The sequence below is a fragment of the Dialister sp. genome, from assembly GCF_047832375.1.
Classification (GTDB): Bacteria; Bacillota; Negativicutes; order Veillonellales; family Dialisteraceae; genus Dialister.
On record NZ_CP181256.1, the window covers coordinates 1,805,502 to 1,829,111 of the forward strand.

The following is a 23,610-nucleotide window of genomic DNA, read 5'->3' on the forward strand; positions in this document are numbered from 1 at the left end:
CAAATCAGTACTAGTGGCTAGATCTAGCAGCCAGGCGGTCAGGCCCTGCGGGCTGGGTGAATGTCGGATGAGTGTACGGCCATGGGTGCGAGGGCTTCTAGCTGTTAGCATCTAGCCCCTAGGAAAGCTGGTCAGCCTACGGCGCTTCTTTCAATTCCCATCAGCTATCCTCATGGCCAGCCACAAAAAGAAGGCGCTTTTATGTGCAGGCTAAGCGCCAACTTGGGCTGGCCTCGCAGGTCCTCTGCAGGACCTCCGCCTTCCCGAGGAAGGAGCCTTGGTTAGAGTCAATTGCATGTTTTTGCGTAGTGTCATTAGGATTCCAACGGCGGCGAGGAGGTTAATGGCTCTGCGGCAAAGCCGCTGGACCTCAACTCTCAAATCTCAACTCTCAATTCTGTTTTTTCCACACACCCCAAAAAGACCCGGTGTCCGTAAGATGCAAGAATTTGTCCAGTGAATACGGCGCCGGCGTAAGGTCAGAAACCGAAGTTTCTCCAAATTCCGGACTAGTCGTCAAAGTGGCAAAAGCATGAGCTATCAAAAAGTCCTGGGCCTTATGTGGTTTTGTGTTTCATTGTCATGAATCCGGATTGCATAACATTGTGTGAGGATCGAGATCGAGATTGAGGTCGAGGGGATTCGCGGCAAAGCCGCTGTCCTACTCGATCTCGGTCTCGCCACTCGATCTCTCGTCCCTTTCGGCCGATTGGGCGAGGAACTTTTCAGGTGGTACCTATGTCCGGTGAATTTCCAAGGTTCTTTCCACAGCGCGCACTCAGGAAAATAGGAAATGCACTTTTCATACTGCAGGCCTTCAAGGTCCTCTACTATATACATAACGGGAAATGTCCGGATGTACAAAAATTTTCAAAATTTTTTTGAAAATGATGACATCCAGCACTTGCTGGCTTTCGGCCAGGCTGGAGAGGGACGCAAGTCGACGTCGATTTTCCATTCCTCGTCCCAATACCTTCCCGCTGCCAGCGTTGTGGGAAACTGGAAGAAGTTCTGTCAAATCCATGGAACTTTTTTATCCCTCTACTATATACATTGCAAAAAGTTTCATTTTGTGAACAGGGAAAGAGAAGTTTTTCAAAAAAATGTTGGAGTGGATGGTTACATGGGAGTGAAAGATTGAGATCGAGGCCGAGATAGAGGGAGTCCGTCTGCGGTGCTAGGGAAGCGCTGATTAATTCGCAGAGTCAGATTTCATAAGGATTTTTATGCACTGCTTCGTCATAGCTCTCCTTAAATAGCTCGCTATTCGCGTCGAGCTATTCCTCGCATTGCATAAAAATCCTAGAATGAAATCCGACAACGATTTAATCAGTGCTTCCCTAGGTGGCTAAGCTGCGTACGACCATGTGTGGACATTGAGCCTCCAGCCGTGGGCAGAACAGCCCCTGCGGGCAGATTCATCAGTGCCCGAAAATTCCCATCGGAATCCCTCACCCCGTGGGGAAGCCTTCCTTTCGTGGCCCGGCCGTCGGTGGCTGTGAAGCAGACGGAGGTTCGCGGTTGTGTGCACCGCAGGCTGAATTTTTAACCTCCCCCATCTATGGGGGGAGGTGCCCGCAGAGTGAACATCCTGCATAGGATGTTCAAGTCTGGTCCAAGTCGGCGCTTAGCCTGCCCATTAAAGCGCCTTCCTTTTGTGACCAGACGGAGGGGGCTCTCGCTGAAATGGCACCCATTGTAAGCATAACTCAGATCCGGCTATTCACGACGTTTCCATCCATTTTCCTCCGGCACCCACCCACCGCAAGCGGTCCCCCCTCCCTCTAAAGAGGGAGGGTTGGCGGGTGTTTCCGCAGCTTCGCTATCAGACATCATAAAGCGGCGCTTCCCCAATATGTGCGCCGCCACCTCCCCCTCAGCCACCTCAGTCACTTTAGCCACCTTAGTCACTTTGCAATAGCAACAGCTCTTTCCTCTGTTTGGCTCACCTGAAATCATCCAACAAAAAAGCCGTGATTTGCTCACGGCTTTTTGTTTGGTTATCCCCGCTTAGCCAGCTGCTTCTCGCCGGCGGCGATAATATTTTCTATGACCATGGTGGTAGTGACGCTGCCTACGCCTCCGGGGACCGGGGTAATGGCGCCTGCTTTTTCCGCCACTTCATCAAAGGCCACGTCGCCTACGGTCTTGCCATTGACCCGGTTAATACCTACATCGATGACAATGGCCCCTTCTTTCACCATGTCTGCGGTCACATAGCCCGCATGGCCTACGGCGGCCACCAGAATGTCGGCATCCTTTGTGATGTCTGCCACATCCTTTGTATGGGAATGGCAGATGGTGACGGTAGCATTCTTCTTCAGGAGCATCAGGGAAACCGGCTTGCCGATGACGTTGCTCCGTCCGATGACTACGGCCTTCTTTCCATCGGGATTGATATGATAATGGTCAAGGATAGCCATCACCGCCCGGGGAGTGCAGCCGAAGAGTCCCTCTTTTCCTGCAAAGAGGCGGCCGCTATTGGTATCGGTGAGCCCATCCACGTCCTTGTCAGGATCAATGAGGGCCACCATTTTTTCTTCCGAGATTCCTTTCGGAAGGGGCATCATCATGAGGATGCCCGTAATTTCCCGGTCGTGGGAAAGGTCTGTAATGAGACCCCCCAGTTCTTCTTCCGTAATGTCTTCGGATTCCCGGAAGATTTCGGATTCGATGCCGTATCCTTTGGCTACTTTCTGCATGAACGAAGCATACATGGCAGAGGGCTTGCTGCTGCCTGCCAGGATAATCGCCAATTTCGGTTCCACCTGTTTTTCCCGAAGCTTTGCCAGCCTATCCTTGAGAACCGCTTCCAGGGAGGCTGCCGTTTCTTTCCCGTCCAGTATTTCTGCCATCTCAGAAAAGCCCCGTAATATTTCCGTCATCGTCTACGTCGATCAGTTCTGCAGCCGGCCGTTTCGGAAGGCCAGGCATGGTCATGACTTTACCCGTAAGGACAACCACAAATCCGGCGCCCGCAGAAATCCGGACATCCCGTACATGAAGGGTAAAGCCGGTGGGTGCACCCAGTTTGGCCGGATCATCGGAGAAAGAAACCGGTGTCTTGGCAATGCAGACCGGTACATTTCTGAATCCCATTTCTTCAATGTGCTTCAGTTCTTTTTCTGCAGCGCTGTCATACTGTACATTGGCAGCTCCATAAATGTTTTTCGCAATGGTTTCAATTTTTTCCTTCAAGGACAGGTCCAGGTCATAGAGGGGTTTGTAGTCAGATCCTTTGTCGATGGCTTCCAGTACTTTACGGCCCAGGTCCAGTCCTCCTTTGCCGCCATCCACAAATACCGTGGATTCGGCTACCGGCACTCCTGCTTCCCTGCAGGCATCTTCAATGACTTTCTTTTCTTCTGCCGTATCGCTGGGGAACATATTCAGAGCTACCACGATGGGCAGGCCAAACTTCTTCAGGTTGGAAATATGGCGGAGCAGGTTCGGAAGGCCTCTCTTCACGGCTTCCGGATCGGACTCAGTGAGTTCATTCTTTGCTTTGCCGCCGTTCATCTTCAGGGCACGGATGGTAGCTACCAGTACAGCGGCGTCCGGTTTCAGGCCTGCAAAGCGGCACTTGATGTCCAGGAATTTTTCTGCACCGAGATCGGCACCGAAGCCGGCTTCCGTTACGACATAATCCGCCAGGTGAAGAGCTGTCTTCGTAGCCAGGATGGAATTGCAGCCATGGGCAATATTGGCGAATGGGCCGCCATGGATAAAGGCCGGTACGTGTTCCAGAGTCTGCACCAGGTTTGGTTGCAGGGCATCCTTCATGAGAGCTGCCATGGCTCCCTGAGCATGGATATCGCCAGCGGTGACGGGCTTATTGTCATAGGTATATCCTACGATAATCTTTGCAAACCGTTCCTTCATATCCCTGATGGAAGTAGCCAGGCAGAGGATAGCCATGACTTCAGAAGCTACTGTAATATCGAAGCCGCTTTCCCTGGGTACCCCGTTGGCATGGCCGCCAAGGCCTACCACGATATGGCGGAGAACCCGGTCATTCATATCCATGACCCGGTTCCACACCACCCGGCGGGGATCGATACCGAGCACATTGCCCTGCTGGATATGGTTATCCACCATGGCTGCCAGCAGGTTGTGGGCTGCGGTAATGGCATGGAGATCACCGGTGAAGTGGAGGTTAATATCTTCCATAGGCACCACCTGGGAATAGCCGCCGCCGGCAGCGCCACCTTTAATACCCATGCAGGGGCCAAGGGATGGCTCACGAAGGCAGATCATGGCCTTCTTGCCGAGCTGGGACAGGGCCTGGCCCAGGCCTACGGTGGTGGTTGTTTTTCCTTCCCCTGCGGGAGTCGGGGAAATAGCGGTCACCAGAATCAGGCGGCCCATGGGTTTCTTTTCCAGTTCCTTCGTGAATTTCAAAGAAATCTTTGCCTTGTAGGGCCCGTAGTTTTCCAGTTCCTCCGCCGGAATACCAATGGAAGCCCCGATTTCTGTGATGGGCTTCATTTCCGCTTTCTGCGCAATTTCGATATCGCTTAACATCATTGTCCCCCTTACTGGCATAACACAAAGTGTATAATACGCCTTCATTATAACATAGGGTTAACGGAAATAGGGTTAAAATCCAATTATACTGATAGTATCGTATTTCGTTTTATCCTTATTATTGGCTTCCATGACTTATACCTGCTATGGCAGATAATTTTATAAATTCTTTCCATATTTTAATAAAAAAGGTGTTGCGAAATGGTCAAAGATTTGTTATTATAATTGACGTACTTACGTACAGATTCCTGAATAGCTCAGCCGGTAGAGCGCGTGACTGTTAATCACGATGTCGCAGGTTCGAACCCTGCTTCAGGAGCCAGTGGCCTGTTCGTCAAGTGGTTAAGACACCGCCCTTTCACGGCGGGTTCGGGGGTTCGAATCCCCCACAGGTCACCAATATGGGCGATTAGCTCAGCTGGGAGAGCGTCTGCCTTACAAGCAGAATGTCAGCAGTTCGATCCTGTTATCGCCCACCATAAAAAGATGTCATGTGATTTACTCCATGACGTCTTTTTTTATTCCATTTACAAATATAAAAACAGTGCTTTCCCCAAGAGGAAAACACTGTTTTTATATTTCAATATCAGGTTAAAATACTTTCCAAAAATTAATCTTCCATGGGAAGTGTAGAACCACCATCGGGGATAATATAGCAGCTGGCATTTTCACCCATCTTTGCGAAAGCCGCATCCACTGCTTCCTGGAGATTATGGAATGGTGTCATATTGGCTTTTCTGACGAGGTCATCTTCCATATCGGTAACCAGGTAAATATCGCATTTCTTTTCTACCAGTGCAAGGGCCGCAGATTTATGGCCTCCCAGTTCGAAATGCTCATGGATTGCTTTGATACGATCATCGGGCGTGTCGTACTGCATGATCCATTTAGCGAAGACATCACTGCCGAATCCCTCTTTACAGGCAGCGGCCACCACCATAATGCCTCCTTCCTTAACGGAATGCTTGGCATTATCAATGGACTTCTGTGCCTGGTACAGGTTGATGTCCTTCGGAAAACCGGAGGTGGATACAATGACCACATCCGCTGGATGGTCGATATGAATCTTATAGATACTGTCAAGGAACTGGCAGGCCTTTCTGTGAGCCTTTACATGATGTCCTGCTGCCGCATAGGCGATATGATGGTTTTCATCGAGTGCCACGTTCAGGATAAAATCTACGGGGCAGTACTGATAAACTTCCTCGATATCATCCCGTACCGGATTTCCTTCCAGATTTCCTGCATAGGCCCCTTCCCGAATCATATTTCTGTGATTGGACTGGATGGCAGCCCTGGAAGAAACACCGGGCATAATGGCCTTCATGCCGCCGGAATAGCCGGCAAAGTAATGGTATTCCACATTGCCTACAAGGATCCTTCTATCCGCTTCCGCCACGGTCCTGAAGATATCGACGGAGGTGCCATTCTTGCAGGTACCCATGTGGATGAAATCATCGGGATCGCTGTCGATGCATTTCACCCGGTTGTATACTTCCTCTCCCACGAGCCTCTTCTTTTCTTCTTCCGTCTGTTTCCTATGGCTGCCCAGGCCAAAGACTACGGTCACATCTTCATCTTTGACACCGGCCTTCCCCAATTCATCCAACACACAGGGCAGTGCCACCCAGGATGGCATGGGGCGGGAAATATCACTGGTAACAATGACGATCTTTTCTCCCGGCTTCACAATATCCTTCAGCCGAGGGGAGTCAATAGGATGCTCCAGGGCCCGCACCACTTCGGCGGCCTCCGACTCCAGTGCCGGGCATTTCCGGGGATTAAGAACAATGGGATGATGGCTGTCATCTACATGAAAAGGAATGTCTTCTTTGAAATATCTGATTTTGAGGTCCATGGCAGGAGTCCTTTCTCTCTCTCTTCCGGAGAAAATGTAACGATGTATTTCTATATGTTTATTATACCCTATTTGGAGTATAAATCCTATGCCGGATTGTATTGAATTGTAATATACCGAGGCTGCTCGAGCTATTGGAATGCGGTGCTTACGGCTAGAGTCACTCGCATAGGAGCTGCTAATCCCTGGCTGTTAGCGCCCCTGCTCCTGATGACGCTACACTTCAGTAACCCCTCCATGCCCCACATAAAAAGGCTGTGGAAAGTAGATACCACTTTCCACAGCTTTTTACAGGATCAGCTGTCCTGATACTCAGTCTTTATATTTTTCCGGAAGTTCAGTCACTCTGGCTACGCCGGTAGCAATGGCTGCTTTAGCGACGGCCTTAGCGACTTCGAAGGGAACTCTTTCATCGAATACATCTACCACTACATGGTCCGGATCCAGCTGGCACTTGGTTGCGAGGTCTGCCAGTGCATGGGCTGCGGCCAGTTTCATTTCTTCATTGATCTGGCGGGCTCTTACGTCCAGGGCACCACGGAAGAGTCCCGGGAATACGGAGGAGTTATTGACCTGGTTATGCATATCGCTTCTGCCGGAGCCATAGATGTATACACCCTTGGCCTTTGCTTCTTCTTCCATGATTTCCGGTACCGGGTTTGCCATAGCAAAGACAATGCTCTTATCAGCCATGGTCTTGATGGCATCGTTATTGAATACGCCAGGAGCGGAGCAGCCGATGAGTACATCAGCGCCTTTGACAGCTTCTGCGAAGGTGCCCTGTTTATTTTCAGGGTTTGTCTTTTTGATCAGTTCCATCTGTACCCGATCCCGTTTGCCGTTATCATACAGGATACCCTTGGAATTCAGGATGGTCATGTTTTCCGGTTTTACGCCATCTTCCAGAAGCAGTCTGGCAATAGCGGTGCCTGCAGCGCCAGCGCCGTTCATGACAACTTTGATTTCGTCAATCTTCTTGCCGGTCACTTTGAGAGCTCCCAGGAGAGCAGCCAGGGCAGCAATGGCGGTACCATGCTGGTCATCATGGAATACGGGGATATTCATGATCTTCTTCAGTTCATCTTCGATGTCGTAGCATTTCGGAGAAGAAATATCTTCCAGGTTAATGCCGGCAAAGTTCTTTTCCAGCAGTTTGACAGTATGGATGAATTCATCCTTGTCTTTTGTATCGAGTACAATCGGAATGGCGTCGATGTTGCCGAACCGTTTGTAAAGGGCAGATTTACCTTCCATAACAGGCATAGCAGCAGCCGCACCGATATCGCCAAGGCCAAGGACACGGGTGCCATCGGAAATAACGGCTACCACATTTCCTCTCCAGGTCATTTCCAGGGAAAGGTCTTCGTCCTTCTTGATTTCCAGGCACGGTGCAGATACGCCAGGCGTATAGACGATGGCCAGATCATGGCCGTCTTTCATGTCTGCATTCAGTGCAGTCTTGATCATCTGGTGCTTTTCTTTGCGGAGCGCAATGGCTTCTTCCTTGAGTTTTGCTGTATCCATTCTGTTCCTCCTTAAAATAAATGGAATAGGTACTATCAATCTTTAATAGCCGGCATATTGCGGCCATTGAAAATTTCATACATTTCCTGTTTCAGCAGGCGGCGGATTCGTTTTGCTTCTTTTTTATCCAGGTCCGATTCCTTCATGTCAAAAAGATAGTCGTCCAACCGGAAATCGTGGAGAATCATCTTCGTATGGAACATATTCTCCTGGTATACATTGACATCGATCATATCGTACTTATGACGAAGGTCGGGAGCAATGTAGTTCTGGATGGAATTGATGCGGTGATCAATGAATATCTTTTTCCCATTCACGTCACGGGTGAAGCCCCGGACCCGGTAATCGGTGATAACGATATCTGCCCCAAAGGAACGGAGCAGGAAATTCAATGCCTTCAGCGGAGAAATTTCCCCGCAGGTAGATACATCAATATCCGCCCGGAATGTGCAGATACCATCCTGGGGATGCATTTCCGGGTAGGTGTGGACCGTAATGTGGCTCTTATCCATATGGCATACCACATCCTGCTTTTCCACTTCCTCCTCCGCAATGAGCATGGTCACGCTGGCCCCCTGTGGGTCGTAGTCCTGCTGGGCGATATTCAGGATCTGGGCGCCGATGGTATCTGCCACCTGTTTCAGGATGCCCGTCAGCCGTTCAGCACTGTACTGCTCATCGATATAGGCAATGTACTTCTTGCGCTCCTCTTCCGTACTGGCATAGCAGATGTCGTACATATTGAAGCTAAGGGTTTTTGTTAAATTATTGAATCCGTAAAGTTTAAGCTTACTCCGTTTCATGAAGTAAACTGACACCCCCTCATTGGTTCCACCTCTCGTGGAACAGTTCAATTATAGCATAAGGCTATATAAATTAAAATAGACAGCTATCATGTATACCTTTTTAGTATGAATAAGTATAAGCTCTATAACTTTCAGGGAAAGTTATATTCTTTACATTCCGTCTTTCAGTTTTTGGAGAAGGCTTCGTAAAGCCCTGCCACGATGACTGATCTTATTTTTTTCTTCCATCGGAAGCTCTGCCATGGTTTTCCCATAGGAAGGCAGATAGAACAGGGGATCATAGCCAAATCCGCCATTTCCTTTGTAGAAATCGCGGATAATGCCTTCGCACTCCCCTTTGGCGGTCAATTCCTTTCCATCGGGCCACACGAGGGCTACTACACAGACATAGCGGCCTTTCCTGGCTTCCCCGGTAAAGGGAGCCAGGTCATGGATAAGCTTTTGGTTATTGGCCTCATCATCCCCGTGGTGGCCGGCATACCGGGCAGAATAGATGCCCGGACGATCTCCCAGGGCATCGGCTATAATACCGGAATCATCCGACAGTACCGGCATTTGGACAGCCTTTGCATAGTAATGGGCCTTCTGCAGCGCATTCTCCTCAAAGGTGGTCCCGGTTTCATCGGGATCCGGCACGTCAGCTACATCAGCGATAGGAATCGCTTCCCAGCCGATTTCGGAAAAGGCCTTTTGGAATTCCCGTATTTTCCCCCGGTTATGGGTAGCAAGAACAATTTTCATGAATACACTCCTTAATATACAGGCAACAAAGTCACCACTTCATTGACAGGAAGCAAGAAAACATATCAGGTAAAGGCTATTGCTAACGCCCGGGCCCAAGGAAGAATGAGGGATTTCGGGCCCGTGGCCCGGGCAACGGACTTCGGCCGGGGCTTAAGATCCGCTTGGGCTCACGGAAGAAAATAAATAATCCGCGGCGCTATATAATTTGTGCGCCGCACCTTTCCCCTCGAACGAAGCCCGTTCCCCTTGAGCCACTTCGCCCGCAGGGCGTTACCCCTCAGCCACTTTCCACCTGATCATAGTCCCAGCTTTGTATCTTTCACTACGTATCTGATAGCCGCTCTTATTCCTTCCCATGGCCCATCATAAGGCCCACAGAATTCCTCTTTGCAAGGCGCCAGTTTTCCTGTGCCGCTGCCAGCTGATGTACCGTCTCCCGGCAGAGACTGTCCGCCTTTCTGATGGTCTCATCCCCTGCCTTGGGCATGGGAATACGGAGCAGTCGGGAAGGGGTAAAAGCATATTCCCTGCCTGCCCTCATGGTATCCAGGAAAAGACGGCCCACCGGTCCATCCAGGTAAAGCTTCAGGTACCAGGGCGTATATTTCCCCCGGCTGCGAAGACCATAGACCCCATCACCTGCCAGAAATTCCTGGCCCTCCGGCACAGGAATCATGTGGATTTCGTCACCGGAAGCGGCGATGGCCAGATCTCCCCCCTGGAGAAGAATCCCCTTTTGCCCTTTTTCTGTAAGCACCGGTTCTGTATCGGAGGAAATCCCGTAGTCCCTGATATTGGCCGTAGAAAGTACTGGAACCGTACCTCCTGGAAGTTCCGTTTCCCCGATTTTCCTGAATCCGGTGCCAATGGAATGATCCATATCCAGGATATTGCCGGCCAGCATGGTCTGCAGCGCCGGGGAGCCATTATAAATAAATACATCTATATTCCACTCATCGGCCTCCCGGAAGCTGTCCTGCGGAAGCTCCAGGGCCCTGGTGGATTCGTACTGACTGGTGCCGAAAGAAGCGGTACCGAAAGAGATGGAGGCAGAAGTTGTACTTCCAAACCGCAGGAAAGCGAATTCTTCATCTCCTAAAGCCATATCTTCATAGGAAGAAAGCTTCCCTTCCCTGGCCCAGAGAGAGCGGTCTTTTTCCATTTCCGGAGAAAGAAGTTCCCCATAGGGAAGGACCACATCCATGATCCCAGTGTCCTTCAGGAGATGGGAAAGGGAATGACTGCCTTCTTCGCCAAACTGAAAGATATAATCGTAGGAAACCGTATCTTCCGGCAATTCGTCCACCATCATAAGTCGGCACCGGGGAAATACAAGCTGCAGCCGCTTCTTCCATACTTTGTCTTTCACGGCGAAGGCGAGGCGCTTGTCGGAAAGGGTATCAAAGATGCGGGACACGAAGGGAAGATAATGCTCCACCCCTGTAAAGAGGACCGTGGTTCCGGCTTCCTTAGCCCGGGAAGTGGCTTCTTCCACCAAAGCCCTTACATCATCCTCCCCTTTTTCCATATCCGGCGCAAAGGCCATGGGATCCACCCGGAGTGCCAATGTATAAGCCCGGACATAGGTATCCGCATCCCCTTCATAGAGTCCCAGTGTGTCCGATGTCTTTTTCATATTTTCATAGAGATCTTCGATAGAAACCCCGTACTGCTGGTTTTCCGGATTCTGGAAAAGCACATAATCCAGGTACCGGGCCCGCATGATTTCGGAAAAAATCCGATCCGCCGGCACGCCATACCGGGCAAAGGTCTCAGTAGCATCGTGTATATCTTCTGCTGTCATTACAGGTATCATAGTGACCTCCTGATATATATTGTCTTATTTATTATACGCCATGGGAGAGAAAAAAGGCTACTGTAAAAGGGGCCTGGCCGCCCGGGCTCTGACTGCGTCAAAGCTCTGCCTGCGGCATGGCGCTTTCCTGCGGACAAAGCTGTGACTTCGCCAGGTCTCAAGGAAGAATAGAATATATAATAATCCACTCCCCCTCGTCATTTCGAGCGGTGGCAAGGGAACTGGATTCGTAGGGAGCCGCAGGCGACTGAGAATCCAGTGACACGCTTCCCCTTGGGTGGTAAGCATCGAAATGCCTATGACCATAAGAAGCGTATGTGAGAACGAGTCGAGAAATCTACCTGGTAAATGGCTATGACAGTGTTACAACGCTGCATTCGAAAGCAAAAGCTCAGTATTCCCAAACGCAAGAAAGATGTCTCGACTCTTCGAAGTTGTAGCGATTCTCTGCTCTATTCTCACATACTATGCTGCCACCGCTCGACATGACGGATAGCGGAAAGAAACAATGCTGGAGATTTCTCAACTCACCGCAAATAATTATAGCCAATTACGCAGGCATAAGAAAAACGCCCATGGATTTCCATGGGCGTTCTGCCATTCCATAAACGGATTAACGTTTGGAGAACTGGCTTGCTTTTCTTGCTTTCTTGAGGCCGTATTTCTTACGTTCAACCATTCTGGGGTCACGGGTCAGGAGACCTGCGCTCTTCAGAACTTTTCTGTAGTCTGCATCTACGTCGAGCAGTGCGCGGGAAATGCCGTGGCGGATTGCGCCAGCCTGGCCTGTACGGCCGCCGCCTCTTACGTTGGCGATAACATCATAAGCGGAGGTAGTTCCTGTCAGTTCAAGCGGCTGTTTAATAATCAGTTCAAGGGTTGCGAGATCGAAGTAATCCTTCAGATCGCGGCCATTGATTGTAATATTACCCTGTCCCGGTACCAGACGGACTCTGGCAACGGATGTTTTTCTGCGGCCAGTGCCGTAGTATGTAGCTTCTGCCATTTCTTTATTTCCTTCCCTTCCGGTTAACGGATATCAAACTTTAATTCTTCAGGTTTCTGAGCTGCATGCGGATGTTCGCTGCCTGCATAAACGTGAAGTTTACGATACATCTGAGCGCCGAGCTTGTTCTTCGGGAGCATGCCGCGGATAGCATGTTCAACGACCCATACCGGTTTTTCGCGGAGAGCGTCTCCAGCTTTCTGGTATCTGTCGCCACCGATGTAACCGGTGTAGTGGAAGTAAACTTTCTTCAGTTCTTTCTTGCCTGTCAGAACGACTTTATCTGCGTTGATAATGATGACGTTGTCGCCGGTATCAACATGCGGTGTGTAGGTAGGTTTATTTTTGCCGGACAGAACTTTGGCAACATTGGCAGCCAGACGGCCAACGGTCAGTCCATCAGCATCTACGATATACCATTTACGGGTAATGTTGCCCGCATTGGCCATAAATGTGGTTTTCATTGTAAAAGATTCCTCCTGAATAAAAAACAGAACCGCAAGACATCGTCCTTCCTCCGGGGCTAGTGGTTTCCGGACAAATCTCACAAGGAGTATTATACCCTTTTGGAAAGGGACTGTCAACAGGGAAAAGCGGGGAAATTCAGGCAATTTTATATACTTTTACATGATCGGACAAAGCAGCGATAAGTGGCTGAAGGAAATGTCTTTCGGGTAAATGGAAGGTGCCGCACATAATTTATAGCATTGCTGCGTATTAATCCCAGGGCTTTGCCGTAAGAGTGTGACTAAGACTGGTGTGACCAGAAGGGGGCTTCTAACGTTGGAAGCCCCCTTCTGGTCACACCAGGCCATAATACAACCTGCGCCAAAGGCGCAGCCCTCATGGATGAAGCCCATTTCCCCTTTTGGTCACTTGAGTCCCTTCAGCCCCCTTAGCCACTTCAGTCACTTCCCACCAATCCATCCTGCGGCTTTGCCGCGGCCCTTCTCCAAGGGCCTGCATGCTGGGGGATAGTGGAGACTTCAGACGGCAGACAGCCAGATAGCAGACAGGATCAGCGGCGAAGCCGCAGACGGAATTCATAAGGCGGCGCTTCCCAATTTTGTGCGCCGCCTCCACCACTCCGCACTCCTCCCTCCTCACTTTTTCAGCCATCTTTTTACAATATCCGCGTTGTAACATCGTCATAGGTATTTATCCGGGAGATTTCTCGACTCTCTCTCTCATACGATTCTTGCATTTATCTTCATTCCGGTGCTTACCACCCAAGGAGAAGCGTGTCACTGGATTCTCAGTCGCCTGCGGCTCCCTACAGCACGGCTATCAGCGACTCACGACAATTTGCGCGTCGCTTCGCTTCTTCGCTACGGCTGTCACCGACTCACGATGATTTGTGCGTTGCTAACGCTCCTTCAAATCATGTTCGCTGGTGCAAATTGTGTTCGCTGCTGTGACTCCAGTTCCCTTGCCACCGCCTGAAATGACGGTAGAGGGATAGAGGCACCACATCAAGTACAGAGCTCTGAAAAGGTGCCTCTTCCCGCTCCCCGTCATTGCAAGCGGCGGCAACCGTTAGCAGAATTCAAAAGGCGGCGCTTCCCATTTTATGCGCCGCCACAACCACTTCTCACTCCTAACTCCTAACTTTTCCCCTCAGCCACCTTAGTCACCTTAGCCACTTTTGTTAAAGAATTTATCTATATCCACAATTGCCTCAATTTTATATGTCATATAGTGTATGCTGCTTACAAAGGTACCACAGACTTACCTGATATATATATGTATTATATAAGAATTCAAGCCATCAAAATGGAACTCTTATCTTATGCATTAATCTCATCGTTCTACCGGGTTAACATTACTTTTCTGTATTTGAATAAGGCTGTCTCATATGCAAAATAGCATACTCATAAAAGTAAACTGTTTATGCTATTGACGAATTCAGAGTCAAGTAGTATTCTATTATGCGTACACAACAAGCGATGAGAAGTAAATCGTATAGGCTATGCGTTTCACTTATGCGACTTCCCATGCATGACGTAAATGCATTTATAGTAAGCAGTGAAGGGAGATGGATTCCATAGGACAGGTGTAAAGGAAGGACGATTGTTTTTTCTGATATCAACGGGCCTGGCCCTGTGGAATGCTCAGGAACCCGATAGTATGTATTGGTTGTTTTCTAAGGAGGCATTGCCTTGACTACATTTCTTCTTGCCCTGGCTGCACTGATTGCAGGGTATTTCATCTACGGCAGTTTCGTAGACCACCTCTTTGGACCGACGGACCGTAAAACTCCGGCCCTCCTCCATAATGACGGTGTCGATTACATGCCCCTTCCCACCTGGAAGGTATTTCTCATCCAGCTTCTGAATATTGCCGGTCTTGGACCGATTTTCGGTGCCCTCGGCGGCGCCCTCTGGGGTCCTTCCGTGTATCTGTGGATCGTCCTCGGTACCATTTTTGCTGGCGGCGTCCATGATTACCTTTCCGGTATGATGTCCATCCGGGAAGACGGACACAGTATTTCTGAAATCGTTGGCTGCCACATGGGTCATACCATGCTCACCATCATGCGTTTCTTCTCTGTCATCCTTCTGGTTCTCGTAGGTACCGTATTCATGACGGGCCCGGCCATGCTTCTGGCAAAGCTTACCGGCTGGCAGGTTCTTCCCTGGCTCATTGTGGTTCTGGCCTACTATTTCCTGGCTACCCTTCTTCCGGTTGATAAGATTATTGCCCGTTTCTATCCGATCTTCGGTATCTGCCTCATCGTCATGGCTCTCGGCATTGCCGGCGGCATGCTGATGGGTGTCGGCGGACACACCATGCCGGAAATGGTTCTGGCAAACCTGTATCCTGGAGATAACAAGCTCCCCATCTGGCCGCTCATGTTCATCACCGTGGCCTGCGGCGCTATTTCCGGTTTCCATTCCACCCAGTCCCCTATCATGGCTCGCTGCCTGAAGGATGAACGGCTCGGCCGTCCCGTATTCTACGGCGCCATGGTTGCAGAAGGCGTGATCTGCCTCATCTGGGCTGCTGCGGGTGTAACATTCTTTGATGGTACCGGCGGACTGCAGGCTGTCCTCAAAGCAGGCGGCCCTGGCGGTGCAGTATACGATATCTGCGTCGGCTACATGGGTACCGGTATCGGTGCAATCCTTGCCATGCTCGGCGTTATTGCCTGCCCCATTACTTCCGGCGACACCGCTTTCCGTGCTGCCCGTCTGACACTGGCCGACTGGTTCAAGGTTGACCAGAAGGGTATGACCAAACGTCTTTCCTTCGCCATTCCCCTTCTCGCCATCGGCGGACTGCTTTCCCAGATTGATTTCAACATCGTATGGCGCTACTTCTCCTGGACAAACCAGACTCTGGCTATGATCGTTCTCTGGACCGGTGCCGTTTACCTCTATCATCAGTGCGTTAACCGTTATGCATGGCTCGTTGCCTGCATCCCGGCCACCTTCATGTCCATCGTCACATTCACCTATATCCTGCAGGCTAAAGAAGGCCTCCAGATGGATCCTTCCATCACCTATCCTGCCGGCATTATCTTCGGTTTCGTCTGCCTCGCCCTGTTCCTGAAAAAGACAGTGTTCAAGAGAGATGCTGAAAGAGAATGCGACAACGCTGCTGATTCTGCAGTCGATGGAAATATCTGAAGTAAGCAATAAAAAATCCCGCGTAACGCGGGATTTTTTTATTGCCGTGTAACCGGAGCGTATCCCCAGGCGTGTGAAGGGGGCTAAAGGTGGTGGGTTGGCCGCCTTCGGCGGCTATTGTACCTTACGCCCCCAGTGCGAAGCACCCACAACCCGGTGAACGAGCGCAGCGACGTTCACATACAACCTTTAGCCCCATCCACACGCCTGAAGCGCCCCGTTACACACGACTCAAGCCGCAGGCCCCCCTATCCCTTCCAGCAGTAATACCTCCACTGGCAGGAGCGGCAGGCTTCCGGTAGTTCCGGGCCTTTTCTTTCCACCCGGTGATTGAAGTCTTCTGCCATAATCCGTTCCGCCGTCCGGTCGAAGGCTTTTATCCGTTCCTCCACCAATTCGGGACGGCTGTCCACTTCATAGATCGGCCGGTCTTCCTCCCCCGTGAAATACAGGAGAAGCCGGCCCACGGGGGCTCCCATTTTCTGTTCCACCAGGTACGCATAGACCCGGAGCTGTCCTGCATATCGCTCAAGGAGGGAACTTCCCTCTTTGGGACGGTGGCCTGTCTTGAAATCAATGATATCCGTTTTGCCTTCCTTATCCTGCAGAAGGTCGATGGTGCCATCCATGATATACCGATCCTTCACCAGTTCCAGCGGATATTCTGCTTCCTTCACCATGGACCAGTCTCCCTGCCGATAGGATACGTAGCCCAGGATTTCCTGGAATGCCCGGTCCAGGTCACTTCTGGAGAGCCAGGTATTCTCTGTCTTTGACAGGGCATTGTAGTCCGCCATCATCCAGGCATAGATAGTGGCCGGCTGCAGCTTGTCCATTTCCCTGCGGATGACGGCCCGGTGAATGTCTTCAATTACTTCATGCACAAGGGTACCGTAGAGAAGGGACAGTCCCCGGGGAGAGGCAAACCGATATATCTTATTCAGCTTATATTTCAGGGGACATTCCTCATAGAGTGCCACCTGGGAGGTGAAGGAGAAGCGGGGTTTGAAGCGGCCCGCCGTTACCGGCTCGAAAGAAAGGTCTTTGAAATCAAGGCCCGGCGCATCGAATTCAGGGACACTTTCCAGGGGTTTCTCAAAGACCCGGGACGGTGACTGCCCCGGCTTCCGGTCACAGGCCAGGACAAGCAGCGATTCCGCCCGGGAAAAGGCGGTGTAGTATTTCCTGCGGAAATCAAAATCCCGGATATCCCCATAGGGTTCATAGGATCGGCGTCCCGTCATTTTCTCCACCACCCGGGCGATGAGGGTATCCTCACCCCGGGGATATTCGTCCAGGGAAGCTGCAATGACCACGGGGTATTCCAGTCCCTTGGACTGGTGAATATTCAGGAAAGAAACCTGGCCTGACGGTGCATAGGCTTCCTCGTCCTCATACTCTCCCACTCCGTTTTCATACCAGAGCCGGAGATAGCGGGAGAAGAATATAATGATATCATTCACCGTTTCCTTGCCGTAGCCGTGATTCTCTTCAATAAAGCAGTCAAACCGGCTGATGAGGCGGGTGATGGTGGACAGGTTCCTCGCTTCCCCGCATTCTCCTTCCGCCGCTTTATCAAGAAAGGAAGAGAAAGGCTCCATGGACAGGATGCGGTATGCCAGGGGCAGCAGGTTCGAGGTGAGGCGGCCGGAGGAATCCATTTTCTTCTTTTCCCCATCCAGCCACCGCTTCAATTCTGTATGGTCCTTCATCATAGTTTCCGCCATGATCAGGAATTGGCGATAGGCACCGCCGATGCCTTCGGTTTCCCCCAGTTCCCTGGATTTTTCCAAAGCCTTTTGTACTTTTGGAAACAGATACAGGAGAGAGCCCAGAAACCAGGCCACCTCTTTCCGCTTAAAGAAATAGCCGGACCGCGGCGCATAGACAGGGATTCCCCGCTGTTTCAGCGCATACTGGAGGCGGATGGAATTGTCCCCTTTTACGGAATCGAAGAGAAAGGCCACCTGGTTATAGTCAGTAATGCATCCTTCCTTCTTGAGATTCTCCACAAAATCACAGACCCGCTTCTCATAGCGGGGCTCATTGTTGACTGCCGTAATCCGTACCACCGTGGGCATGGCTGCTTCTCCGGAAGCAGAGAGAACTCTTCCCTTCCGGTATCGATAGAGTTTCCCCTTCCGTTCCCAGCTGAACCAGGAGGGCTGGGCCATCCATTTCATACAGAACGTAATAATGCCCTGGTTGGACCGATAGTTCCGGTTCAGTGTAACCACATGGCAGCTGCCGCCAAAATGGTCCGGAAATCGGAGTATATTAGCCACCGTAGCGCCCCGGAACCGATAAATGCTCTGGTCATCATCACCGACGACGAAGATATTTCCCTTTCCCCCGCCCAGGAGCTGCACTAGCCTTTCCTGAATATAATTGGTATCCTGGTATTCATCCACCAGGATGTACCGGATGCGCTTGGCCGCCTCTTTCCGGACCTGTTCCTTTTCTGAAAGGATATAGTACGCCTCTGTCTGGAGCCCGGTGAAATCAAGGAAATTCTTTTCCTTCGCCAGTTTCCGGTAGCGGATCATCATCCATCCCAGGGCCCGGATGAGGCTGTCCTTTTCCCGCACCATGTCTTCCGGGTTCACCAGTTCTTCAGACAGACGATTCACATATTCGCAGATCTTCTTGCACCGCTTCCAGGGAGAAATGGTGACTTCCATTCCTGTACTCCTGTTCAGGTAGGAAGAGGGCACCACATTATCAAATCCCGGGATTTTCTCAAAATCTGCCAGGTTTTCGTACACCAGGTACTGCTGCTCGAACTGGTCGGTCTCTATGAAATTTCTTTCCAGCCTCGTATATTCCCTGAATTCCTTCAGTAGCCGCCGGCAGATATGGTGGAATGTGCCGATATACATTTCATGGAGATTCACCTCGATGCCCTGCTTCGACAGCTCATTGGTAAGCCGGGTAATCAGCTCCTTCGACGCCTTCACCGTATAGGTGACCACCATGATCTGCTCCGGCCGCACCTTCTTATCCCGTATCAGGTACAGCACCCGCTGGATAATGGTATAGGTCTTACCGGTTCCGGGGCCAGCAATGACCAGGGTAGGACCGTCGGAATGGATGGCATCGTACTGGGCTTTGTTTTCAGTAGGATTCATAGGACTGCTCCTTGTACGTTAACACGAGTGAATGAGATTGAGTCACAATGGGATGTACGGGGCTAAGGGTGGTGGGTTAGCATCGCTAGCGCTCGCTAACCGGGTTGCAGGCGCTTCGCGCCGGGGGCATAAGGTTAGGGAAGCGCTGATTAATTCGCAGAGTCAGATTTCATAAGGATTTTTATGCACTGCTTCGTCATAACTCGGCCAAGGATAAAAGGAAGGCGCTTTTATGTGCAGAGAAAGCGCCAACTTACCTTGGCTCAGCAGTCCTATGCAGGACTGCTGCCTTAAATAGCTCGCTATTCGCGTCGAGTTATTCCTCGCATTGCATAAAAATCCAAGGATGAAATCTGACAACGATTTAATCAGTGCTTCCTTAGAACAGCCGCCACAGGCGGCGAACCCACCTTATGCCCCTGCTTTGGTAAGGCGTCAGCCTTACCAAAGCCACAACCCGGTCGAGCCAGCGGAGCGTCGCTCGACCCACAACCCTTATGCCCCATTCATATGCCTGGGGCTTCCGGTCCCTTCATTTTTCATGGTCAAATAAGAACACTACCACCAGCAGGGGCAGGCCAAGGACATAGGCGAAGGAATAGCGGAAAACAGCGGAGGCCGGAGTGGAAACAAGAAGGGTGGCCGTATTGGCCAAGAGGGGAAGAGCCATAAGAATCAGTCTCTTCCTGCCGCCGCAATAGAAGAGAAGACAAAGGAAAAGCGTAATCCAGAGAGAAATCCCGGCTCCCATAAAGCAGCTGCCGGTAAACGTATAATTTCCCAGAAACGATTTCAGTCCCAATGGCATGGGGAAATCCCCCAATGCCAGCATATCATTATCAGAGGGCTTCATATTCTTTGTATTTTCATCGGATAATGCCCAGCCAAACCGGGACTGTACGTCATGCTCCAGGGGATCCAGATTCCAGAGAGCATAGGTTTCCGTCATCCATCCTTCCACGTAGAGCTGGGGATTTTTAAGTCCTGTATCGAGCCAGGCCTTCAGAAAAGGAACTTTTTCATCATTTAATTCATTTCTCCTGAAATGGTCATCCCATTTCACAAAGTCCACCGTAGCCGGCGAATAGCCTTTTTTCCATTTTTCTTCCGGCAGGAGCCCGGCCATGAGTACCTTCGTTTCCTCGCTCCGCTGCCCATCCAGCACAAGGACCCGCCCCATCTGCTGCAGGGGAATGGCCATACTTTCCTGGAAGAGCGGCTGCCATCCGTGGGTGAAGAGAATCAGTCGGCCCGGTACAATCACAGCCAGGGCGCAGAGGAGAAAAACGGCGGCTCCCCTCTTCCATTTCTTCGTAGAAAAGCAAAAGGCCAGGACCAGAATCGCAGAGATAAAAATGCCATTACTTCGAAGCAGCATGAGCCCCAGAAGGGCACAGGCGGCCATGGAAAGCTTTTTCCTGTTTTCCATGCCTCCATCAGCAAAAAGAACCATGCACCAGAGAAGGGAAAGAGAAAACAACCCATCCCGTACAGCGGCGATACCATAGTTACCCACCATGGGGAAAAACGTAAACCAGCCATAGAGAAAAAGTCCCGGAATCTGGCCGTACCTTTTTCCAACCCGGAATACAAGGGCCGTAAGACCATAAGAATAAATAAGAAGCTGCACCAGGGAAAGGAGGAAAATCACCGGTTCCCTTGTACCCAGCACCGATTTCCCAAAAGACGCTCCATATCCATAGACCAGGGAATAGAACCAGGGAAACTGGACACCCCCATATAAGGGATTTTCCATCATGAAAAGGGTATCGTTCATGCCGGGCGCCGGATAGAGGGCAAGGAGAAATGGAACCTGCCAAAGCGCCATAAAAAGAAAGGCCGGAAAAAATAAATGGCCATCCACGGTTTGCTGCTTTTTGAAAGACAAAGATAGCAGCAGCCGCACAAAGGGCGGGAGTACAACAAGAAAAAGGAGAAAAATAAGAAATAAAACCTTCAGATCCTCTACTGCAAGGAGCGGGTATTCCGGATGAAGCAGGGCATCCCCCATGCGGTCGATCTTCCAGGTATACCAGGATGCCAGGGAAAGGGGAATGGAGAAAACAGCGCAGGGCAGACTGACATGGTCCAGCTTGAAGAGCTTCATGATTTCTCAATTCTCCTTTCTCCCTGAACAGAACAACGACTTTAGCGATGAAAAGTGGCTGAGGTGACTCAAGTGGCTCAAGGATAACGGGCTCCGCCCGAGGGGATGGACCCGTCTCGCAGAGACGGGACCCTCCACAAGCTGCAGGTATTTTCTTGAGCTGCTTTCTCCCATGCCTTTGACAAATAATTTCAGATTCATTGGCCCTTCCCTAACTCGTCATCTCGAGCGGTGTTAAACATCAGAATGACCATACTTATAAAAATCGTATGTGAGAAAGAGTCGAGAGATCTCTCAGAAAAATGTTTCTGACGGTCTTACGACGCCGACAACGGATACAAAGCCCCTTATTCTCGAATGCAAGAAAGATTTCGGTGCTTGTAGCAGCTGCATTGTCACTTAGCATGCCGCCATCACTTGAAATGACGTTATGCCGTGGTCTCACATAGGGCCTATGCAAAAATTACGGTGTGGAATTATCCAAAACATACTTGAGACTCATCACCAGCCGCTTCGCGGCTATCTATCCTCCGCCTTTGGCGCGCCCCTTCTCCAAGGGGCTGCATGCCTGGGAATAGTAGAGACTTCAGATATCAGACGGTCAGGCATTACCCCTCAGTCACCTTAGCCACTTTAGTCACTTCAGCCTCCCTTTTCAACTCAATCCTTCCAGTGTGTATATCCATCATCCTCCCGGATTTCTCTACGTTCTTCAGGTAGAGTGATTTCCTTTCTCGGCATCACCACTGTTTCTGCCCACTTTGTTTCTCCATATTTTCCTTCCGGCAGGAAGGGAAGGAGGAGGAAAAAGGGCATGCAGAGGGGGAAGAAGTAAACATAGCGGTACACAAAGGCCGCCGGAGTGGCTATCATGAGTGTTCCCCAGAGAAGGCAGGCCGGCAGGAGGACCAAAAAGCGGCTGTACTGTTTCCGGTAAAAGAGGAGCAGCCCCACACAGAGCGTGATCCAGAGACAGGTCCCGGCACCCAGGTAACGGCTGTGGTCCCAAAGCCAGCGGCCCAATTTTTCCTGGGTATCTTTTTTGAAAAAGGTATGAATATCTGCTGTCTTATAGGCATTATTGTGGTCCGGACTGAGACCGTTCTTCAGGTCACTCTCCGAGAAGGCCCAGCAGAAGCGGGACTGGGTCATTTCATCAGGCGCCGGGAACGCCCAGTATCCGTAGGTTGCAAAGAGCCAGGCTTCCACATAGATTTCCTTATTTCTCTTTCCCACCGATTTCCAGGCCTTCCAGAAATCGTCGGGGTGGCTGTTGAAATAGTAGAAATCAAAGTCACTGTTCCATTTGATGAGGTCCACCGTGAAAGGGTCGTACCATTTTTCGATGCGTCCGGGAATCATCATTTTCACGGAGTACGCTTTTTCCTCCGGCGTCAGGGGTACCCCCACCGCCACGGCCCGGGAAAACTGCTGCAGCGGTATCCCCACCCGTTCCTGGAAAAGCTGGGGCAGATTCAGGATCTGCTTGATAGCGATATCCGGTGTCACAGAAATGGCAATCATCACGAGCCCCGTGAGGAGCAGGTTCATCCGGATCCGTTTCATAAGAAATAAGAGACCCAGCAGCATGACGATAAACACGTAGATTCCATTATTCCGAAGAAGCATCATGCCAAGGCCTGCCAGGATGAAAAGCCGCTTATTGGACTGCCAGGCATTTTCCTTATACCCAGACACGAAGGACGTGACCAGAGGCACCCAGAGAAGGATGGTACAGGAAAAGAATACGTCCTTCACATTGGAGAAAGACATATTCACCACCATCGGCAGGAACCCATAGTACAGGGATAAAAGGACCGTAAGCCACATGCGGCCGGTCTTCCGGTACAGCCAGGAAAGGCAGTAAGCAATGCCGCAGGCAAAGAGAAACATCTGGATCAGGGACGCCGCCGCCAGACCGTAGGAAGTGGTATGGAACAGCATGTCCGAAGCCTGGGTAAGGCCATAGATGTACATGCAGTAAATAAACGTATGCTGCCCGGTGGCCCAGATACCGGCCCGCATAATATCGGTGGTATCATTCATCCCTGTTCCGGGATAGAAAACGAGGAAAAAGGGCATCCAACAGAGGAGCAGGAACACCACGATGAAGGCAAAAGGCGCCTCCAGGGGACTCCCATCGGGTTCCAGCCGTTCCGCCAGGGCCGGTACTTTTCCCAGGGCCTTCATCAGTGCGGAAAGGGCCAGAAAAGTAAGAACTGCCAGTGCCAGTACTTTGGGTATATCCGACAGCTGGAAAAGGGAGGCCCTGTTCCAGGGAGTAGACCCCGGATGCCATCCGATTCTCCACGTATAGAATTCGCAGAATCCCATGAGCAGGGATACCCACCCCGTGAGCGCCCCCAGCCAGAGCCTGCCTTTGTATATATTCATGAAATGTACCTGCCTTATCAAATCTATGTGTATTATACCATTTTACAGCTTCTGTTGAGTCGCAAGTGTAA

At 50.8% G+C, this 23,610-nt stretch carries 14 protein-coding genes and 3 tRNA genes; 5 read left to right on the forward strand and 12 right to left on the reverse strand.

Annotated elements, in window-relative coordinates; translation table 11 throughout:
- Positions 1-856 precede the first annotated feature (856 nt).
- Complete coding sequence (locus ACFWUL_RS07240; protein WP_297041476.1) at positions 857-1,141, forward strand: hypothetical protein; 285 nt, start codon at positions 857-859, stop codon at positions 1,139-1,141.
- Positions 1,142-2,000: 859 nt separating this feature from the next.
- On the opposite strand, the gene ACFWUL_RS07245 is transcribed toward ACFWUL_RS07240, so the two are convergent.
- Together ACFWUL_RS07245 and ACFWUL_RS07250 are read right to left on the reverse strand one after the other, a co-directional pair.
- On the reverse strand, positions 2,001-2,855 hold the full coding sequence (locus ACFWUL_RS07245; RefSeq protein ID WP_416176836.1) for a bifunctional 5,10-methylenetetrahydrofolate dehydrogenase/5,10-methenyltetrahydrofolate cyclohydrolase: 855 nt from the start codon (positions 2,853-2,855) through the stop codon (positions 2,001-2,003).
- 1 nt (position 2,856) lies between these two features.
- Positions 2,857-4,524: a formate--tetrahydrofolate ligase gene (locus tag ACFWUL_RS07250; RefSeq protein WP_416178121.1), complete on the reverse strand. Its 1,668-nt coding sequence runs from the start codon at positions 4,522-4,524 to the stop codon at positions 2,857-2,859.
- 249 nt (positions 4,525-4,773) lie between these two features.
- On the opposite strand from ACFWUL_RS07250, the gene ACFWUL_RS07255 reads away from it, so the two are divergent.
- The 3 genes from ACFWUL_RS07255 (at position 4,774) to ACFWUL_RS07265 (ending at position 5,006) form a co-directional block, all read left to right on the forward strand.
- Positions 4,774-4,849 (forward strand) — tRNA-Asn (locus ACFWUL_RS07255).
- Between the two features lie 2 nt (positions 4,850-4,851).
- Positions 4,852-4,926: transfer RNA gene (locus tag ACFWUL_RS07260), tRNA-Glu, on the forward strand.
- A 4-nt stretch (positions 4,927-4,930) separates the two neighbouring features.
- Positions 4,931-5,006: transfer RNA gene (locus ACFWUL_RS07265), tRNA-Val, on the forward strand.
- 131 nt (positions 5,007-5,137) lie between these two features.
- On the opposite strand, the gene larA is transcribed toward ACFWUL_RS07265, so the two are convergent.
- The 7 genes from larA to rplM all read right to left on the reverse strand — a co-directional run bounded on the left by larA (position 5,138) and on the right by rplM (position 12,745).
- Positions 5,138-6,385, reverse strand: a complete 1,248-nt coding sequence (gene larA, locus ACFWUL_RS07270; protein ID WP_297020133.1) for a nickel-dependent lactate racemase — start codon at positions 6,383-6,385, stop codon at positions 5,138-5,140.
- A gap of 312 nt (positions 6,386-6,697) precedes the next feature.
- On the reverse strand, positions 6,698-7,909 hold the full coding sequence (locus ACFWUL_RS07275) for an NAD(P)-dependent malic enzyme (RefSeq protein WP_297020135.1): 1,212 nt from the start codon (positions 7,907-7,909) through the stop codon (positions 6,698-6,700).
- A 35-nt stretch (positions 7,910-7,944) separates the two neighbouring features.
- A complete protein-coding gene (speD, locus tag ACFWUL_RS07280; RefSeq protein WP_296097046.1) occupies positions 7,945-8,712 on the reverse strand; it encodes an adenosylmethionine decarboxylase in 768 nt (255 codons plus the stop codon).
- A 153-nt stretch (positions 8,713-8,865) separates the two neighbouring features.
- Positions 8,866-9,456: an XTP/dITP diphosphatase gene (locus ACFWUL_RS07285; RefSeq protein WP_416176837.1), complete on the reverse strand. Its 591-nt coding sequence runs from the start codon at positions 9,454-9,456 to the stop codon at positions 8,866-8,868.
- Positions 9,457-9,802: 346 nt separating this feature from the next.
- Entirely contained in the window at positions 9,803-11,275 is a 1,473-nt protein-coding gene (locus tag ACFWUL_RS07290; protein WP_416176838.1) for a hypothetical protein, read from the reverse strand.
- Positions 11,276-11,888: 613 nt separating this feature from the next.
- Entirely contained in the window at positions 11,889-12,281 is a 393-nt protein-coding gene (gene rpsI, locus ACFWUL_RS07295; RefSeq protein ID WP_297020141.1) for a 30S ribosomal protein S9, read from the reverse strand.
- A 23-nt stretch (positions 12,282-12,304) separates the two neighbouring features.
- Positions 12,305-12,745: a 50S ribosomal protein L13 gene (rplM, locus tag ACFWUL_RS07300; RefSeq protein ID WP_297020143.1), complete on the reverse strand. Its 441-nt coding sequence runs from the start codon at positions 12,743-12,745 to the stop codon at positions 12,305-12,307.
- Positions 12,746-14,440: 1,695 nt separating this feature from the next.
- Here rplM and ACFWUL_RS07305 point away from each other — a divergent pair.
- Complete coding sequence (locus ACFWUL_RS07305; protein ID WP_416176839.1) at positions 14,441-15,910, forward strand: carbon starvation protein A; 1,470 nt, start codon at positions 14,441-14,443, stop codon at positions 15,908-15,910.
- Positions 15,911-16,158: 248 nt separating this feature from the next.
- Here ACFWUL_RS07305 and ACFWUL_RS07310 read toward each other — a convergent pair whose 3' ends face one another.
- From ACFWUL_RS07310 to ACFWUL_RS07320, 3 genes are all read right to left on the reverse strand, one after another.
- Positions 16,159-19,038, reverse strand: a complete 2,880-nt coding sequence (locus ACFWUL_RS07310) for an ATP-dependent helicase (protein ID WP_416176840.1) — start codon at positions 19,036-19,038, stop codon at positions 16,159-16,161.
- 532 nt (positions 19,039-19,570) lie between these two features.
- Positions 19,571-21,145: a DUF6020 family protein gene (locus tag ACFWUL_RS07315; RefSeq protein WP_416176841.1), complete on the reverse strand. Its 1,575-nt coding sequence runs from the start codon at positions 21,143-21,145 to the stop codon at positions 19,571-19,573.
- Between the two features lie 660 nt (positions 21,146-21,805).
- Positions 21,806-23,539 carry a DUF6020 family protein gene (locus ACFWUL_RS07320; protein WP_416176842.1) on the reverse strand — a complete coding sequence of 578 codons (1,734 nt, stop codon included), beginning with the start codon at positions 23,537-23,539 and terminating at the stop codon, positions 21,806-21,808.
- Between the last annotated feature and the right edge of the window lie 71 nt (positions 23,540-23,610).